The 19,263-nt window shown below is 33.3% G+C and carries 11 protein-coding genes; 4 read left to right on the top strand and 7 right to left on the bottom strand.

Annotated elements, in window-relative coordinates; genetic code table 11:
• Window positions 1-60: 60 nt before the first annotated feature.
• From MOV50_RS09275 to MOV50_RS09265, 3 genes are read right to left on the bottom strand one after another with little or no spacing between them, the layout of a single operon-like run.
• Window positions 61-1,302 (bottom strand): TolC family protein, encoded by a 1,242-nt coding sequence (locus MOV50_RS09275; protein ID WP_321777625.1) that lies wholly within the window; start codon window positions 1,300-1,302, stop codon window positions 61-63.
• Window positions 1,299-4,445 (bottom strand): efflux RND transporter permease subunit, encoded by a 3,147-nt coding sequence (locus MOV50_RS09270; protein ID WP_321777624.1) that lies wholly within the window; start codon window positions 4,443-4,445, stop codon window positions 1,299-1,301. Before MOV50_RS09270 ends, MOV50_RS09275 begins: the two co-directional genes overlap by 4 nt.
• On the bottom strand, window positions 4,445-5,488 hold the full coding sequence (locus tag MOV50_RS09265; protein WP_321777623.1) for an efflux RND transporter periplasmic adaptor subunit: 1,044 nt from the start codon (window positions 5,486-5,488) through the stop codon (window positions 4,445-4,447). The genes MOV50_RS09270 and MOV50_RS09265 overlap by 1 nt, the downstream gene beginning before the upstream one ends.
• 112 nt (window positions 5,489-5,600) lie before the next feature.
• Here MOV50_RS09265 and MOV50_RS09260 point away from each other — a divergent pair, with 112 nt between their 5' ends.
• The 4 genes from MOV50_RS09260 (at window position 5,601) to MOV50_RS09245 (ending at window position 9,971) form a co-directional block, all read left to right on the top strand.
• Complete coding sequence (locus MOV50_RS09260) at window positions 5,601-6,095, top strand: MarR family transcriptional regulator (protein ID WP_321777622.1); 495 nt, start codon at window positions 5,601-5,603, stop codon at window positions 6,093-6,095.
• A gap of 111 nt (window positions 6,096-6,206) precedes the next feature.
• Window positions 6,207-7,565: a transcription termination factor Rho gene (rho, locus tag MOV50_RS09255; protein WP_321777621.1), complete on the top strand. Its 1,359-nt coding sequence runs from the start codon at window positions 6,207-6,209 to the stop codon at window positions 7,563-7,565.
• Window positions 7,562-8,305, top strand: coding sequence for a glutamate racemase (gene murI, locus MOV50_RS09250; protein ID WP_321777620.1), 744 nt, complete (start codon window positions 7,562-7,564; stop codon window positions 8,303-8,305). The genes rho and murI overlap by 4 nt, the downstream gene beginning before the upstream one ends.
• 52 nt (window positions 8,306-8,357) lie before the next feature.
• Window positions 8,358-9,971: a DNA polymerase III subunit gamma/tau gene (locus MOV50_RS09245; RefSeq protein WP_321777619.1), complete on the top strand. Its 1,614-nt coding sequence runs from the start codon at window positions 8,358-8,360 to the stop codon at window positions 9,969-9,971.
• Window positions 9,972-9,983: 12 nt separating this feature from the next.
• Here the strand turns inward: MOV50_RS09245 and MOV50_RS09240 are convergent, their stop codons facing one another.
• The 4 genes from MOV50_RS09240 to MOV50_RS09225 form a co-directional block, all read right to left on the bottom strand.
• On the bottom strand, window positions 9,984-16,793 hold the full coding sequence (locus tag MOV50_RS09240) for an immunoglobulin-like domain-containing protein (RefSeq protein WP_321777618.1): 6,810 nt from the start codon (window positions 16,791-16,793) through the stop codon (window positions 9,984-9,986).
• An 86-nt stretch (window positions 16,794-16,879) separates the two neighbouring features.
• A complete protein-coding gene (locus MOV50_RS09235) occupies window positions 16,880-17,098 on the bottom strand; it encodes a hypothetical protein (RefSeq protein WP_321777617.1) in 219 nt (72 codons plus the stop codon).
• 71 nt (window positions 17,099-17,169) lie between these two features.
• Entirely contained in the window at window positions 17,170-18,564 is a 1,395-nt protein-coding gene (locus tag MOV50_RS09230) for a HAMP domain-containing sensor histidine kinase (RefSeq protein WP_321777616.1), read from the bottom strand.
• A complete protein-coding gene (locus MOV50_RS09225) occupies window positions 18,558-19,232 on the bottom strand; it encodes a response regulator transcription factor (RefSeq protein ID WP_321777615.1) in 675 nt (224 codons plus the stop codon). Before MOV50_RS09225 ends, MOV50_RS09230 begins: the two co-directional genes overlap by 7 nt.
• Window positions 19,233-19,263 lie beyond the last annotated feature (31 nt).

The following is a 19,263-nucleotide window of genomic DNA, read 5'->3' as shown; positions in this document are numbered from 1 at the left end:
AAGTAGATATTTCTACTCTAGTTGATTCTATCTCTAATTTAAAATCAGATGAGCAGTAACCTACTCCGAAATTATTCTTTGTAAAGTTTTATACGCTACAAATAAGTCATAGTAGGCATCGTTATTTGCATTTACTGCCTGTGTTAAGTTTGACTGAGATACCAATAGAGTAAGTGTATCTACATCTCCTTGAGAATACCTATCTGCTGTAATACGGTAGTTCTCTTTTGCACTCTCTTTTGCACGAGATGCAACATTCTTGGCACTCTTAGCAACTTTAAAACCTTCATATGCTTGTCTTAGTTGATTTTTCAAATCTAACTTTAGTTGATGAAGTTGTAAATTTTGTTGATTATGTTTTTCTAACAAAGCTTTTTTCATAGCTAAATTTCTCATTCCTGAGTATAAGCTCCAAGTTACATTCACACCATAAGTTGTCTGCTCTTTTGGTTGAAAAATAGTTGTTCCTGAGATTCTCTCTTGATCATTTATTTGGTGGGAAGCTTCTAAATTTACTTTTGGAAGATAATTTCCTGTTATCGCATCTCTTTGAAAAACAAGTGATTTACTTTTAAAAGTCATAGCTTTTATCTCACTACGGTTTTGCATCATTTGAGATTCTAAATCAACTATCTCTTGAATTTCATTTACACTAGCATCAAAGTCATCAATGGTTTCATTTTTATCTAGAGTTACCGCTATAATATTTTCAAGATTACTCTTAGCAACGATAAGGTCACTTTTAGCTTTTATAAACGCTTGTTCTGCTTTTAATTTTTCAACATCGATTAAAAGCAAATCATTTTTAGCAACTATACCCTGCTCATATCTTACATTTGTATCATCGTATTGTTTAGTTAAAGATGCTAACTGCTCTTCTTGAGATTTAATGAGTTTTCTTGCTTTTAGGTAAGAAGTATATGCTAGAGTAACGGCTAACTTTAAATCTGAAATAATAGCCTTACTTTCAAGCTTTGCAGATTTTAGTTCAGAGTCTTTAGAGCTAACAGTAGAGTAATCAGAAAAACCATTAAAAAGGTTGTACTTTAAACTCAGGTTATAGTTATGACTCGGACTAAATGTAAATGCCGTAGGGTTCTCAAGTTCCTGCCAAGCAAATCCTGCTTCAAGCGTTGGATGGTAAGCACCTGTCGCTTCATCTTTTATATACTGGCTATACTTTACATTACTTTTAGAAATTAAAATTTTAGGAGAATTGCTTAAAGCCAACTCAATTGATTGGGATAGAGTCAATCCAAACAGTGCCATATATGATGATACAAAAATTAAAATGATTCTCATTTTATCTCCTTCTCTTTTTTACTTGTCAAACTTATCATCAAGTACATAAGTGCTGGTGTTACTAAAATAGTAAATAACATTGAAAGTGCAAGTCCCCCTGTGATTACTGAACCTAAACCTCTATAAAATTCAGAACCTGGACCAGGGACTAAAACAAGTGGTAACATACCAAATACAGAAGTCAAAGAACTCATAAAGATGGGTCTAAGTCGTGAACGAGTAGCTTCAATAATCGCTTCTTTTGGTTCCATTGCGTTATGACGCATATTATTTAAGGCTTGATGCACTATCAAAATAGCGTTATTTACAACAATCCCAATAAGAATAATAAATCCTAACATAGTCAGTACATCAAGCGGTTGTGGTGCTACAAACATATTTGTAAGTTTAAGACCTACAAAGCCACCAGCAGTTGCCATTGGCACTGTAAAAAGAATCACTAAGGGATAAATGAAATTCCCAAACAAGGCACTCATCAATAGATATATAATTACCAGTGCAAATACCAAGTTCCACTTCATAGACTCTATGGTTTGAGCAAGTTTATCCGCTTTTCCTGCTAGTTTTACCTTAGTTGAATCCTCAAGCATATTTGGAGGGATAGCATTTTTTATAATTACTTCCAACTTTTCCACACTCTCTTGAAGAGTCATTGTACTTGGTGGTGTAACTTGAAGTGTAATAGTTCTTTTACCATCAACATGACGAATCTTTGTAATACTAGTCGTATGTTTCATTTGAGAGAGTTCAGACATAGGAACAAGACCAGCTTTTGGCGTTGTAACCTGAGTTAAATAGAGTGCTTCAGGTGAGTTAATCATACTATCGTGTGATTTTAAAATCATATCTATAGATTTCTCTCCATCTTGAGTATACTCACTGATTTTTCGTCCATCAAGAAGTACATCTGCTGCAAACCCAAAACTTCTACTACTCATACCAACATTTGCTAAAGCATTACGATCTGGAATTATTAAAGCTTCTGGAAATAGAAGTTCAATAGATGGAACAGGACGAATTTGAGCACCTTTTATTCCTCCAGAGATTGCACCAAAAAGCATTCCACCTATTTGAGTTAGTTTAGACATATTTTGACCACTAATATCGATGTCGATATTTCTGCCCTCACCTATCCCTTGCTCAAATACGCCACTTTGAAGCGAAATACCAAATACCCCTGGGAAGCTGTTTACAACGGGCATCATAAATGGAATATATTCTGTTGCACGACTCTCTTCATCTGAAATCATACCTTGAATAATTAGATCCCCATATGAGACATAGAAACTATTTTTTATAGGAGGAATACTATCTACCTCTTCTTCATAGTGAGGCTTCATATGTTCATATATCTTAACCCCTATCTCTTTTTTCTCATTTTCTGAGAGTCCCGGAGGCGGAATTAAAATATTCATTATTAGATTTTGATTTCCTTGTGGAAGGTACTCCATCTTTGGAAAAAGTAGAACTATTGTTGCAACAGAGATGCTACCCATAAAAATAATAGTTATAAACTGATTTATTCTTCTTTCTAGACTCCATGTGACTCCAGACATAAATAGTGCAGCTACTTTTTTAGCAATGCGAATTAAAAATGAATCTGGTTTTTTAGTAACTTCATGCTCTTTTTCATGGTCAGTTGAACTCATCTTTATAAGCTGTGTCCAAAACATCGGAATAACTGATACAGATACAAAAAGAGAAAATGTAATAGCTGCTGTTACTGCAATAGCAATATCTTTAAAGAGCTGTCCAGCTTCTGATTCTAAAAATATTACAGGCAAGAAAACCGCAATAGTTGTTAATGCAGATGCTACAAGAGCACCCCAAACTTCAACTGTACCATCATGCGCTGCATCAAATGGTTTTTTACCCATCTTAAGATGTCTATCAATGTTTTCTAAAACAACAATAGCACTATCAAGTAACATACCAACAGCAAATGAAATACCTGCTAATGAGATAGTATTTAAACTTCTATCCATTACATTTAAAACAATAAATGTAGCAACAATACTAATAGGAATAGATGCTGATACAACTGCAGTTGGTAAAAATGAGCGTAAAAATAGTAATAAAATTATAATTGCTAACACTGCTCCAACTGCAATATTTTGCTGAACTAAATCTATTGCACCCTGAATATATCCTCTTTGATCATAATACCACTCTAAGTGAATATTATGCTCTGGGAGTACATTTGCATTTAGATTTTCCATCACTTTTTCAACTCTGTTTGTAGTAGCTACAACATTAGCAGATGGCTCCATTCTAACACCATATATTAGTGCTTTACTTAATTTATCTCCATTTGATACTAAAATATTTGCTACAACTTTTTCATAACCTTTTGATATTTCAGCCACATCGCCAAGGCGGATACTTTTCTGTCCATCATTAAATAGAACCATTTGCTCCAAATCTTGAATTGAGGTAAATCTAGCTGATACTCTTACACGATATGTACGCCTATCAATATCTACCGTTCCAGCGGCAGTATCTACATTTTCATTTTGAATAGCTAAGGCAACAGAGTCGATTGTAAGTCCATGAGCAGCTAGTCTTTGTGGAAAAAGTTTTATATGAAGTTGGTCTTTTGTACCACCTGGTATAAATATGCTAGCTACTCCATTTACTCGCTCAAACTTCTCTTTTACTTCATTGTCTAAGTAGGTAAGATATGTATCAACATCTCTATCATTACCTTCATTTACAACAAATCCCATCCAAATTGTAGGAGATGCGTTTGATCCGGCAGACTGGATAATTGGCTTTTGGACATTCTCAGGATAGCTATCAACTTGGTTTAGTTTATTAGATACCTCAAGAAGAGCCTTATTCATATCAGTTCCAACTTCAAAAGTCAGAGTTATTTCTGAAAGATTATCAGATGCTGTGGCTTCATAGTTGACAAGCCCAGGAGTAGATTTTAACTGTTCTTCTTGTTTTTCAACTATATCACGCTCTATTTCACTCGGAGTAGCTCCCGGCCAAATGGTTACAACACCTATCTCAGGCTCGATTACATTTGGAGTAAGCTTATAAGGTAATTGGCTTAAAGCCACCATACCAAACATAAGAATCAATATTATACCAACAAAAACACTAACTGGTTTTTTTATAGATATATCAATGAAGTTCATTAATTTGCCTTCTCAACAACGGGCATATTTGGAAAAATTCTTTCATTTCCTTTTATAACTACGCTCATTCCTACTTTTAAACCTTGTGCTGAAATAGCAGCTTCATTGTTAGTATAGTTAATTACACTTACTGGAATCATCGTAGCTTTAGAATCTACAACGACAAATACTACAAAATTTCCAAAACGCTTGATTACAGCATCGCGGGGGACAAGAAGAACTTTTTCTTTTTTTAGAGTAGGTACTTTTACATCTATTCTCATTCCCTCTATAAGATTTTTTTGAGAGTTAAATGAAAGTTTTACAGGAAAACTACGACTAGATTTATCAGCTAAGGGGACTATACTTTTAACACTTACTTCTAACTCTTTTTTCTCTATTTTAGCTTGCAGTTTTTGTCCTTTTGATAGGGTCTTTAAAAATCTACTAGGAACATTTATTCTTGCTTCTATACTTTTTGGGTCTATTATATTAAATACACTACTTCCAACAGCAACCCATTCACCTATATCCACCTCTCTTTTTACAACTATCCCATTAAAAGGTGCTCTTATACTCTTTTTTTGAAGTTCTATTTTCATAGCAAGAAGTTCTGCTTTATGTGACTCAATCTCTGCGTTTAGTGCTTCTAATGTATAGTAAGTATTATCGTAACTACTCTGTGCGATACTCTTTTTATTTATAAGGACTTCTGCCCGCTTTAAATCTTTTTGTTGTTTGGTTTGTTGTGCTAAAAAAGAGTTTAAAATTGCTTGTTTTGCTTTTAGCTTAGCTTCTAAAATAGAACTCTCTAGTTTTAAAAGAATATTTCCTCTTTTTACTCTTTGTCCTTCTTTTGCATAAAGTTTACTCACTACACCTGAACTCTCAGAAGCAAGCTCTGAATTTCTATCGTAGTAAAGAGTTCCTACATAATTTTGAAGAGAGTTTGCGTAACCCTCTTTAACTTTTACAGTTTTTACTAAAGATGGTGGTTGAGCACCTTTAGTTTCACTTGCTTGCATATTTAAAAACAGTACGATTGCCAACAGCATATATTTCATAATTTCTACCCTTCCCATTTGTCTTGCTGGAAAGATAACATACTTTTTCTTAAATATGTCTTTCTAATATGCTATATTTACTTATAAGCAGAATATGATTATACTTCTATTTATGAATGCTAACGAATTAAAATTACATCTTGACAACAAAAAAGATGGTCATATATGTTCTAATAGCGATATAGGATATGTGACTCTTCCTTTATTTATGCTCTCTCAAAAGCTTTTTGCAAAAATTGGAAACTTATTGGACAAAAAATACAATCTATCTAATAGTCAAATAGATGTTCTTGCATCTCTTTATTCTGCTCATGATGAAAAATATACACTTACTCCGACAAAACTATATGAAAGATTACTTTTCTCTTCAGGAGGAATGACTAAGGTATTAAAAAAATTAGAAAAAAAAGGGTTCATTAAAAGACTGGATAATGAAGAAGATAAAAGGAGTAAGCTTGTTCAGTTAACTCCAAGTGGTAACGATATTTTAGAAAAATCTTTAGCTGATGTAATAGAGCTTGAAGAAGCAATATTTGCTCATATAAAGAGCGATGAGAGGAAAAGCATGTCAGATTTACTCTTTAAAGCACTTGATGACATTGAATAATAAATCACAAACTTGACTTTATCTAGTCTATTATTGTAAAATTACACCATTAAAACTTACAATAGAAAATCTTGCATAGAAAATCTCAATTAAAACTAAGGTACCTACTACATGAGTGAAAACAATTCACAACAACCCCGCAGAAACAACAACTCAAAAAGCCCAAATAACAGAAACAACTCAAAAACAAGAACTCATAAACCTGTAAAAGGTGCTAGTGTTGAAGACCTTCGTACTAAAAGTACTGAAGAGCTAACAGTTATCGCAGTTGATCTAAAAGTTGAACACCCAAATGAGTTAAAAAGACAAGATATAATTTTTGAAATTCTAAAAGCTCAGACAGAACAAGGTGGGTTTATACTCTTTAGTGGAATCTTAGAAATCATGCAAGATGGGTATGGATTTATCCGTTCGATTGATAAAAGTTTTAATGAAAGTATCAATGATGCTTATGTGTCAAATACACAAATAAAAAGATTTGCACTTAGAAATGGTGATGTTGTAACTGGACAAGTTCGCCCTCCAAAAGACCAAGAGCGTTACTACGCACTTATCAAGATAGAAGCAGTAAATAGCCTTCCTCCAGAAGAGAGTAAAAAAAGACCTCTTTTTGAAAACTTAACACCACTTTATCCAGAAGACCAAATAAAACTAGAGTATAGAGAAAAAGGTTTGACAGGTCGTATGTTAGACCTATTTTCTCCTATCGGAAAAGGACAACGGGGTTTAATTGTTGCACCTCCAAGAAGTGGTAAAACTGAACTTTTAAAAGAAATCGCTCATGGAATTAGTAAAAATCATCCAGACATAGACATGATGGTTTTACTTGTTGATGAACGACCTGAAGAGGTTACAGATATGGAGAGAAGTGTTAAAGGTGAAGTTTATAGTTCTACTTTTGATATGCCTGCAAAAAACCATGTGAAAGTAGCCGAGATGGTTATAGAAAAAGCAAAAAGACGCGTTGAACTTGGAAAAGATGTAGTAATACTTCTTGACTCTATAACTCGTCTAGCTCGTGCTTACAATACAGTAACTCCATCAAGTGGTAAAGTTCTTTCAGGTGGTGTAGATGCAAATGCTCTTCATAAACCAAAACGCTTTTTTGGTGCTGCTAGAAACATAGAAAATGGAGGAAGTTTAACTATTATCGCTACTGCTCTTATAGATACAGGAAGTAGAATGGATGAAGTTATCTTTGAAGAGTTCAAAGGTACAGGAAATATGGAAGTTGTTCTTGATAGAAAAATCGCAGACAGAAGAATCTTTCCAGCTATCGACATTCTTAAATCTGGAACTCGTAAAGATGAGCTTCTTCTTGGTAAAGAAAATTTACAAAAAGTATTTATCCTTCGTCAGATGCTACATAAGCAAGATAATGAAGTTGAAGCTTTAAAATTTATCTATACAACTATGGGTAAAAAAGAAACTAATGAAGAATTTTTAGAAAGTATGAATACAAACTCGTGAAAGTTGGTGTCTTTGATAGTGGAATTGGTGGATTAACTGTTGTTAAATCACTTTTAAAACATGAACTCTTTGAGGAAATAATCTACTTCGGAGATACTGCTCGTGTTCCTTATGGCATTAAAGATAAAAGCACCATAATTCGTTACGCTATTGAAGCAGTTGAATTTTTCAAAGATTTTGAGATAGACCTTATCATAGTCGCTTGTAACTCTGTAAGTGCTCACGCATTAGATGAGATGAGAGAGCATTCTAGCTGTCCTGTTATCGGTGTGGTTGAAGCTGGCATCTTAGCCACAGCAAATGCACTTGATGACAAAAATGCAAATATTTTAGTTTTAGGAACAAACGCAACTATAAACTCAAAAGCTTATGAAATAGGTTTAACAAATAAAGAATTTAAAAATATAGAGTCAAAAGCGACAGGACTATTTGTTCCACTTGTTGAAGAAGAAATTTATGAGGGTGAAGTTTTAGATGCTACTTTAAAACACTACTTCAAAAACCTTAAAAAACCAGATGCCATCATCTTAGGTTGTACTCATTTTCCTCTTATATCAAAAGCAATCAAAAATTATTTTGATGATGATAGCATACTTATTCATTCTGGAGATGCAATCGTTGAATATCTTGAAGATAAATTTGAGTTTTCTAAAAAATATAAAAAGACAAAAGTAAATTTTTTCTCTTCTGAAAATACAGATGCTTTAAAAAACATTGCAAAGAAATGGCTCAATAAATAAAATCTTAACTCTTTAAATGATAGAATATTTTTAATTTAATTTGGAGTTATTAGTGAAAGCATCTTCAGAAGTATTAGCAAGAAAATATCGTCCATCTACCTTTGATGAACTAATCGGTCAAGAAACAATATCGCAGACCTTATCTTTAGCACTTGATTCAAACAGACTCTCTCACGCTTACCTTTTTTCAGGTCTAAGAGGAAGTGGAAAAACATCAACTGCTCGTATCTTTGCTAAGGCTCTTATTTGTGAAGAAGGTATAAGTCATCAACCATGCGGGAAATGTTCAAACTGCATCTCTGCACTACAAAACCGTCACATTGATATCATAGAAATGGATGCGGCTTCAAATCGTGGAATAGATGATATAAAAAGTCTTGTTGAACAAACAAAATACAAACCAAATAGTGCAAGATTTAAAGTAATCATTATCGATGAAGTTCATATGTTAAGTACTCCTGCTTTTAATGCTCTTTTAAAAACGCTTGAAGAACCCCCAGAATATGTAAAGTTCATCTTAGCAACAACAGACCCTTTAAAACTCCCAGCAACCATACTTAGTCGTACTCAACACTTTAGATTTAAACGCATCGCAACAAATAAGGTTATAGACCATTTAGCTCACATACTAAACCTTGAAGAGATTGGTTATGAAACAGATGCTTTAGAGATTTTAGCAAGAAGTGGAAGTGGAAGTCTTAGAGATACTCTAACACTTTTAGACCAAGCCATCATCTACTCAAAAAATCATGTTGATGTTAATACAGTTACGGATATGTTAGGTCTTGTTGACCCTAAATTTATCGCTGATTTATTTAGCGCTGTCTTTGCAAAAGACTACGGGCAACTTGTAACTTATACAAAAGTACTTGAAGACTATGAAGCTGAGATGGTTGTAGATGAACTAATTGCTTATCTAAAAGAGCGTATGTATAACCAAGATGCACTTTTTTCTACTCTTGTTTTAGATAGATTTTTCAGAATTTTAAGCGATTCAAAATATCTATTTTCCATAAATGCTGACGGTTCTTTTGTACTTTCTATGATATTTTTTAAGATGATTGAAGCTCTTCGTATAAAAGAAGTGGACCAAATGATAGAGTCTTTACAAAAAGAGATTCAAAGACCTCAAGAGATTGTCAAACCACAAGAAACAGCCAAAATAATTACAGAAATACCAAAAGTTGAAAAAGAAATACAAGCAGAAGTAATCACACCTCAAGCAAATCAAAAATTTGATGAACTAATCGCAAATATAAAAGATAGAAATAATGACTTAGGTATCTGTTTTGAGAAAGCTATCACATTTATATCTTATGAAAATGAATTACTCACTTGGGAAAGTTGCCCTGATGAAGAGGGGAAAAAAGCACTAAAACATGGTTGGGGTGCTATACAGCATCTAGTAAAAGAAGTTTATGGTTTTGATACAAAAATCAAAGGTAATAAATGCACTAAAGAAACTGTTAGTGAACCTGAACCTCAAACCTCTTCCATGATAGAAGAAGCCGAGATTGGGGGAAGTGGAAGTTGTGTAACGAACTGTTCATCTACTGATGAATCTAGCAAAGAAGTAGATTCAAACGATATCAAAGATGAACCTATGGTTCAAAAAGCTATTGAGATGTTTGAAGCTACTAAAATCACCATTCAGTCTAAGATTTAGGTAGTCTAGACACTACATACCATTTGTATCTATTTGATCATCAACTGTTAAAGTGATACTACTATTGCCAACTGTACTAGTATATTCAAAAGAATGAGTACCGTTATTATTGTCCGTAATTGTTGCATCGTTCCAATTATCATTAGCATCGTTAATAACTACACTATCACCATCATCAGCAATAGCTGTAATATCTAAATGGTTACTTCCTCCTGTAATATCTAAAACATCATCTAAAGATATTGTTATATCGTGACTTCCTGATTCTAAATTTATAGTTTCAATATTTGTCACAGTATTGTTTAAATTACTAAAGTCAATATCTTCATTACCACTAATTGTTAAAGTATCATGCCCAGCTAAGCCATCTATGTCACTGTTTGCTAGAGTAAATACTTCATCTTCTTGCGCATTTACTGTTATCGCCTGTGTAGCTTGTGTTTGAACTCCACCATCTGTAACTGCTTTAACGCTTATATCAAAATCAGCACTCACATCACTATTTGGAGTGATTGTTAGTCCGTTTAACTGAGCTTGGGTAAGTGTCCATTGACCATTTCCATTATCTACTCCTGTACTTAAAGTACCATTAACATTATTTAAAACAATACTTAAAGACTGATTATCTGGTGCATCTGCTGTAATGTTTAAAGCAAATGTATTTGTATCAGCTATCCTATCTGAAAAAGTGGCATCTACACTTATCGTAGCAGCATCTGTAACAGCATCTACAACTATATTAAATGTATCGCTTACTCCTGTTGCAAGTATGCTTGTTCCATCAACTGTTTGAACACTCACTCTTACATCATTCATATTCCCGTTATAATCTTTTGGAGGTATTATAGATAAAGACTCTGCTTGTGCTGGTGTTAAAGCATTTATAACATAGTCACTACCAACGAGTCCACCAATTACAGTTGTGCCATCGATTGTAAATGTAGAACCAGCTACAAAATCACTAAATGTTACATTAACTGTCTCAGCAGCAGAGTAAACATCTGTATCTTCAAGAACTAAATCAAGTTTTATAGATATCGCTGTATCTTCATCACCACCATGTCCATTAGCATTTACACTTAAGCCACTTGCAACAGGAGTAATTGAAAATGCTTTACTTTCTAATGTTGACTCACTTGTTTCACCTGATTTTATATCATAACTATATGCTTTTGCAGTTAATGTAAAATCTCCTGAGAAATGCTCATCAGCTACTATTTTAGCGTTAGCAACTTCTGAAGCTTTTAAGATAAATTCATGATGAGACTGTCCATTTCCATCATCAACTATTTTCATAGTACCAACATTTAGTTTTACACCATCTGGTAAACCACTGATAACAACAGAAGCAGCTTCACTTCCATCACTATCTGTCTGAGTAAAGCTAAGACCTAAAGGAATATCTGTACCCTCTGCTTCTGTTGTACTTGTAGGGTTAATAGCTACACTTACCGTATCTACATGAGAATCTAAAGTTATACTAAATGATTGGTTTCTAGTTGCATTTTCTACAACACCATTATCATTTGTATCAGCATCGTTCCATGTATAAGATATGTCAAAATCAAAAGTACCCTGCTTATATGCAGGTGGAGTATATGCTAAATTTGATAGCTCTGCTTGAGTAGTTACAGTAATTGTATCAGTCCCATTACTAAACAATCCTCCATCTTTAGCAGTTATTATGATATTACCAGAGAAACTCTCGCTTCCATCTGTATCGGATGAACCAATAGACAGATTAAGGATTACAACTCCACCTGCATCCGTTTCGTTATTATCAATTAAAACAGCCTTAACACTAGACGCATCTAAAACAGGAGCTACATCAATAGTAATAGTATGATTTTCACTAGCTTCTTCACCTGTTGCGGTGTTTACTGCTATAACTTCTACGCTTACAATAACATCTCCATTATAATTTGCATCTGGAGTTATATCATCTAATGCAGCTTTGTTTGTTGTTATATATTGTCCACCACCGATTGAGTAAAAGTCTGGATTATCGCTCAACTTTCCATTTGCAACATCAGTTACAATATAAGAAAGAGCATGTGCAGGATTAACTGTTGTTGCATCAAAATCTGAACTAGTTATATCTGTATCTTCAGTACCTACACCGATACCATCATTAGCATTTATAACTGGAATATCAGAGCCTCCACCATTACCAGCATTGCCAATTTGATAATTAAGTGTAAATGTTTCTGGAGCACCAATATTTACATCACCATCATTTTCTCTTACAGCAGGAGAGATTTGTAACTGTGCGGTACCATCATCGTTAGAACCACCGTGATTATATACTTTGATATTAGCATTGTTTAAATTAGCTTCTGTAACTAACCATCTGCCTCCACCAAGATTAACACCATTCTCAATACTCCAATTTGGATTGTCAGTAACTCCTGTTTGATTTTCAACTATGTAATATTTAGTCTCTGAACCATCAGTATCTATATTATTATTTGTTTGAATCACATTTGTTAATAGTGTTGTATTTCCTGCAGAAGTTACATCTTGAACTTCAAATCCATCATCAGTCCAACCATCAGCAACTCCTACTAAATCTAAAGAGATAGATTGAACTACTGATGAACTAGCTACTTCATCATCTCCATCATGTTGAGAATCTTTAACAGATTCATCTAAAATATCTCTTGTAAACTTAAGACCACTTACATCAACATTTGAATTCTCTGGAGCTAAAATTGTTACCAATGAAGCCTCTGCATTTGTTAATGATAATGATCCACTACTTGTGTCTTGAAGCACTCCATCAACTTTTATAGAAAATCCTGTTGGTATCCCTGAAAGTACTGCTGTTCCTTCAACAACACTCTCGCTATTACTATCATTTGTTCCCATAGGTAAATCTAAGTGAGTCCAAGTGTCTTCAGTGACTTCTTGTGTATTTGAACCATCAGCCGTATCTACTACAGGTGCAATATTTAAAATAAAGTCTTTTTGTACACTTGTAGTATCTCCATCATTTTCAGTAGCAGTTACATCTAAGCCTATTTTTATTTCACCACTAAAATCAGCTTTTAGTTTAATTTGGAAATCTTTAGTACCATTATTTAATGCAGCCAATACATCGTTATCAATTCTCCAATCAGTTGAACCATCAGCATAAACACCTGCTAAAGTCAAGTTATCAGTTAAAGGTAACTCAACACCATTTGCATCTACAATTCTAATCTCACTACCTTTTGGGACACCTTTAAGTGTTGCATAAATACTTTCAGAAGTGTCACTAGCAACATCCTCACCAGAAGATGCCTTAAGTCCAAAACTTACCCAACTATCTTCAGCTCCACCTATATTATTTACTTCTACATCTAGTGCATCGATAACACCAGTAAGAGCAATTGTTAAAGTTTTAGGAGCACTTAGGTTTGTTTGAAGTCCACCAATATTAGTATCCCAATTACCTTCAGTAGATTTTCCAACAACTGTTAAATCAAAATCAACATTGCTATCATGCGGAGGAACTACTGTAAGTCCTGAAGCATCTGCTAAAGCTACCGTAATAGTACCAACATAATTCCCATTAACCATAGGATTTAAAAGAGTGCCATTTGCGTCATAAATAAATGCATCATCAGGAATATCTGAGATTATAAACTCGATGCTCTCTGTTCCACCATCAGTAAAAGCTCCAAGTTCGATAGCAATTCCGCCAACACCATTTGCTGAAATCACTCCAGTATCTGGATTTCTACCTGCATCTTCAAGTCCTGCTCCACCAGATACATTGATAATAGGGGCATCTGCACTACCTGAAACTGTTACAGTTAAAGTATCTAATTCTGTAGCTGTATCAATATTTGTTTCACCATTATTTAATTCATCATTATCTGTAGCTACTGTTGTCATTTTAAATGTTAAAGTTCCATTCCAATCATCATTTTTAGTTTGAACTTCTACTGTATCTAAATATTTTTGAGGAATTTCGACAGCACCTTTTGTATTATTAGAAGTATGAATAACTCCATTGTCATCAGTCCATCTATATTGAACTTTTATGTTGTTTTGTACATCAATTTTAGTAACTAAATTTTCATTATCATGATTATTACTTGTATTTGTTTCACCTATCGCTGCGCTAAGCCCACTAAGTGAAATCCAATCACCCTCTAAAGCACCATAAGATTTATCACCTTGAGTAATCGGCTGATCAGCATCTGGTATGATTCTAACTGTTTGATCAAAAGTATCTGTAAAAGTCTGAGTAGCTCCATCATTTGAAGTCACGGTATAACTTAAATATATATTTTCACTACTGTCAGTTGCAGGAGTTATTGTAAAAGCTCTTATCTCCCCAAGAGTATTTGTAAGAATAACTGTACCATTAACAACTGCTACTTGATTTCCATTGTGGTCTTTTAGAATTGCATCTGAAGGAATTCCTGAAATTGTAATACTTTCATAAACTGAACCATTATTTTCATCACTTATGAAGATAGCGTCTGTGGCATCAAAAAGTGCTACATTGAATATCCCATCTCCATCAGCGTCATTACTATCATCTTCAACTACTAATCTATCATAGTCAATAATTGTTCCATCAGCTTCACCCTGTGTTACAACTTTTTCAAAAGGGCTTTGAGTAACTGCACCTAAAGTTATTGTATAACTCTCATCAAGCTCATCGATATTATCGTGTAAAGAAACATTTGTAATAACTGCACTACTATTTCCACCACTAATAGTTACTGTTGGTTGTTTAGTCGATAAGTCCGTGTTTTCTAGGGCATCTTGATTATTATTTGCATAGTTTAAAGAAATTGTCACACTCTCATTAGCTGGAACTTCTACTGCAACTTCTTGACCATTTACAATTGTATATAATTCTACTGTATGAGTTAAGCTATCCCCCTCTGCCGATGTATCACTATGAGAAATTCTTGCATATACTGTATCTATAGAATCTTTAATAGTTGCCGTTGCAGTCTGACCGACTGTTTCTGCTTCAAAGTTTCCACCTGTTACACCTGTCACTTTCGCACTAACCGTAGTATCTGCTTCTTTTAAAACATCTGAATCTGGGGTAACGGCAAAATTCAATACTCCACTCCCATTAGCATCTACCTCTACATTGTAAGTAGTTCCATTTATTTCGACTTGAACAGTTGGTTTATTAGCATTGTCATAAGTAGTTGGGTCTGGGGCAGCTGACAACTGAACATTATATGTAATACTGTTGTCATCTTCTGTAATATTACTTGTTGTAATAGATACACTTATAGCATCAGCATCATCTACAATAGTTGTAACCGCTGGAGTACCATCAATAGCTAATTCTTCTAAGCTTGTAACACTTCCTGCATTATCTTCTACTGCAGATACAATTTTTGCAGATACAGAGTCTGTTTCTTGATACTTATCTTCGCCACTTCCATCATCGTTATCTCTACTTACTGTGGCATTAGTACTAGCTGTTAGTTGACCAGCAGGAATTGTGATAACTAATGCTGGATTATTTGCAGAAGCTACTTCACCATTCGCACCAACGCTTAGTGTAACATCTACATTATTATTGGCTTTATTATCGATTGAAACTGTATAAATTATGATTCCAGCATCTTCGCTTGTTGATTGTGTTGCGATGAGAGAAACTGTTGTAGTATCAACTGTATCTTCTAATGTAGAAGTAGCACTTTGACCAACTACAACTTTTTCGTAATCTCCACCAGTAACACCTGTAACTGTTGCTGTCATATCAACATCTGATTCTTTGTAAACATCACTATCTTTAGTGCTTATTTGTAAGCTACCTTTACCATCAGCGTCTACTACTACATTGTGAGTTGTATTTCCTATTTGAACTTGGACTGTTGTAGGTACACCTGTCTTTGGTGGGTTTGAAAGTTCAATATTAAATGTTGTAAAATTATCATCTTCATTTACATCTGCTGTTGTAATGGCTACTGTTGTAGTATCTTCTGGATCAGGATTTCCAGTTGAAGTTTCATCTATGATTGTTGTAGTTACACTATCTTTACCAATAGTAAGAACATCATATCCACCACCCTCGGTAGAAATAATTGTAACACTATAATCTTCATCTGCTTCTTCAAAATTATTATCAAAATTATCTATTGTAAATGTTCCTATTTTAGAATTAGCAGGTATTGTAACAATAATAGTTTCTTCAACAATATCACCATTATCAGTATCTATGTGTGAAACTCTTACACTTACAAGCATATCTGACACAGGCGCATCTGTAACACTCAATGTATAAGTAGCAGAATCTCCCTCATGAACTAATGTCATCCCATCTATGCTCAACTCAGCATTTAATGGTATTTTTTGCTCACCATCTGGTTTTTCACCATCATCAGTTCCACCAAAACTAGCATCACGAAGTCCAGCAACGATGTCAGTTTGTCCAGCATCTCTTGCTTCAAACTGACCTTCTCCACCTTCATTTTGTTTTGCTTGTTCTTCACCAGCTGCTGTTTCATCCAAGATACCTAAATCTTCTTCTTTTGTATCTGTCTTATCTTCTTGAGCATACAATTCTTTTATCAGTGCTTTTTCTATGCTTTCTTTAGATAAACCACTTTCATGGCTTGGTTCATCATTTAAAGAACTATCAAAAGCTTGTTCTTGAGTTCCAGTTAAAACAATTTCATTAGCACCATCATTCATAACAAATTTAATATTTGCAGATGCAGGATTATTTTTATCTCCAAAAACAGTCATATCTTTAGAAATTGTATCGCCATTTTTTAGCTCTACTACATTTCCATCTTTATCTTTTGCAAAAAATTTACCTTCTAAACTGCTTACAGTCGCGATTTTGGTTGCCATGATATTTCTCCAAAAATAATTTAATATTGTAATAGTAGGAGAATAAATAAATTATTACTATTGTCCATAGGGACAGTAGCCATAATTTAACTACCTTGAAAAAATATCTCATTACAAGAGATGTTTTCTTTTTCACAAAACTCTAGGATATTTCTATATGGGGTAACATTTCTTCTTTTTAGAGTCGCAAAATTTGACTGAGATAGTTTTAGAGCATCTGCAACTTCTTTATCTAAAACTTTTTTACTTTTTTGTTCTAAAATATGATGTTTTAATTTTACTATGATTGCTTCAAAGTTTCGCATATAAATTCCTACTTATTAATAGTAGAAATATACACTAAGAAAAAACAAAAACGCAAAAATATTGCATTTTGCTATTTTTTTAGCATCTCTTTTAAAGAAAAGCTAAAAATAGAGCCTTTTGAAAAGATAGATTGTATCTCTAGTTTTGAATTATGCATATTTAAAATATAGCTAACCATTGCCAAGCCGATGCCCATAGAGTTATCCCAAGAATTTTTCTTAACTCTGTAAAATTTACCTGTAATCTTGTCTAGATGCTCTTCTTGTATGCCGATGCCTTTATCTTGTACTGATATTTGTTCATCTTGTAACAAAACATTTACTTCTAACTCCGAATATTTTAACGCATTATCAACAATGTTTATAAGAGCTAACTCTATCATAGTTTTATCTGCTTGAATTATTGTTTTTTCTGCTTTTAGATTTATCTCTCTGTCTTTATATTTTGAACCTAAATTTAAAACAACCTCTTCGCATAAAACTTTCATATCAAACTCACTTAAACTTATGTCTAAATCTTTGTTTTCAAGTTTTACTGACAAAGCAAGTCTATCTAACATTTTTGAGATTTTTTCTCCATTTGAGTTGATTTTATCTAAAAATTTTTGGCGAATTTTTGGAGAAATTTCTGGGTCATCTTGCAAAGTTTGAGCATAACCCATGATGGAAGCGACAGGATTTTTAAACTCATGAGAAATGGCAGAAAGTATATCATTTCTTTGTTTATTCATCAGTCTAAGTTTTGCTGTATATTTTCTTTTTTGTTTTTCTCTAGAACTTAATTTTTTCACAAGATTTTTAAGCATTAAAGATATTTGTAAAAATTCATAAAAGTATTTTGTTTTTATGATTGCTTTATAATTTTTGTTACTTATCTCATCTAAAAAGTTTGTGATTTGCTTTATATCATAAACTATTTTTTCACTCATCCTTTTTGAGATATAAAAAGCCATCAAACTCACGATAAAAAAGACAACTGCCAACTTTGATGAAAGTGAATAAAAATCTTTCATAACCTGAGCTAAACTCATAGAAAGTCTAATATAAATCTTTTTTTCTTTATAATCAAACTTTTTTGCTACATACAAAAAATCAACTTTTAAAGTTTTAGAGTATCTTATGACATGTGAAAAGTCATCTGTATTTGCTTGCATGATTTCATATCTTGAAGCATGATTGTCCATATCTTTTTTATCTAGGTTTGATTCGGCAATTACCTTACCTTCTTGGTTTATCATAGTTACTCTAAGTTGTGTTTTTTTATTGACCAAAGCTGAGTATTTATCTAGGTTATTTATATCTTGTAGTTCCATACCCATCAAAGTTATGGCATTTTGAAGATGTGTTTTGTTATGCCCGATGATGATAGATTTTAATGCTACATAACTTATGAGTGAAGTTATAAAAAGTGTTCCAACAAAAAGAAGAAGAAACTTTAAGATAAATAATTGATGAATTTTTAGCACAGGCGGTATCCAACTCCTCTAACAGTTTGTATATACTCTTTTGTTTTTAGCGGGTCTATTTTTTCTTTGAGTCTATTTATGGCTACATTTACAGTTTTATACTGATAAAGTTCCCCATCTCCCCATACATTTTCAAGTAGATAATCACGGTCAAGAACGCTATTTTTATTTAAAATAAACTCATATAAAAGGTCAAACTCAAGTTTTGTAATTTCAACATTTTGTCCATCTACACTTAACTCTCTTGTGCTTTTGTTTAGAAGTAAATCTCTATGAGAGATTTTACCTTCATTGTATTTTTTAGTAGTTCTACGAAGCAGTGCTTTAACTCTCATAATCAACTCTTTCATATTAAAAGGTTTTGTTAAGTAGTCATCTCCACCACTTAAAAAACCCTCTTCTATATCAGAATCTCTATTTTTTGCACTAAGATAAATAACTGGAGTCAATATTCCATTTTCACGCAAAGATGCAACAAACTCACTACCCTCAACACCAGGTAAATTTCTATCCATAATGAGTAAGTCAATCTCTTCTTCTTCAAGGATTTGAGAAACAGTTTTTGTATTTAAAAAACCGATAACTTCAAAACCCTCTTTATCAAAATTGTATTCTAGTAACTCTAGTAAATCTTCTTCATCTTCAACAACAACAATTTTTGCACTCATAAAACTACCTAATTATTTTTTACTATTGTAG

The organism is Sulfurimonas sp. (assembly GCF_029027585.1).
Classification (GTDB): Bacteria; Campylobacterota; Campylobacteria; order Campylobacterales; family Sulfurimonadaceae; genus Sulfurimonas.
Note: the sequence above shows the minus strand (reverse complement) of the source record. Positions and strands in the feature narration are given on the sequence as shown.

Excerpts from the sequence above, each read along its gene's own strand:
- MOV50_RS09270 (WP_321777624.1), bottom strand. The coding sequence starts at position 4,445 with ATGAACTTCATTGATATATCTATAAAAAAACCAGTTAGTGTTTTTGTT.
- rho (WP_321777621.1), top strand. The coding sequence starts at position 6,207 with ATGAGTGAAAACAATTCACAACAACCCCGCAGAAACAACAACTCAAAA.
- MOV50_RS09235 (WP_321777617.1), bottom strand. The coding sequence starts at position 17,098 with ATGCGAAACTTTGAAGCAATCATAGTAAAATTAAAACATCATATTTTA.
- MOV50_RS09225 (WP_321777615.1), bottom strand. The coding sequence starts at position 19,232 with ATGAGTGCAAAAATTGTTGTTGTTGAAGATGAAGAAGATTTACTAGAG.
- MOV50_RS09275 (WP_321777625.1), bottom strand. The coding sequence starts at position 1,302 with ATGAGAATCATTTTAATTTTTGTATCATCATATATGGCACTGTTTGGA.
- MOV50_RS09260 (WP_321777622.1), top strand. The coding sequence starts at position 5,601 with ATGAATGCTAACGAATTAAAATTACATCTTGACAACAAAAAAGATGGT.
- MOV50_RS09265 (WP_321777623.1), bottom strand. The coding sequence starts at position 5,488 with ATGAAATATATGCTGTTGGCAATCGTACTGTTTTTAAATATGCAAGCA.
- MOV50_RS09240 (WP_321777618.1), bottom strand. The coding sequence starts at position 16,793 with ATGGCAACCAAAATCGCGACTGTAAGCAGTTTAGAAGGTAAATTTTTT.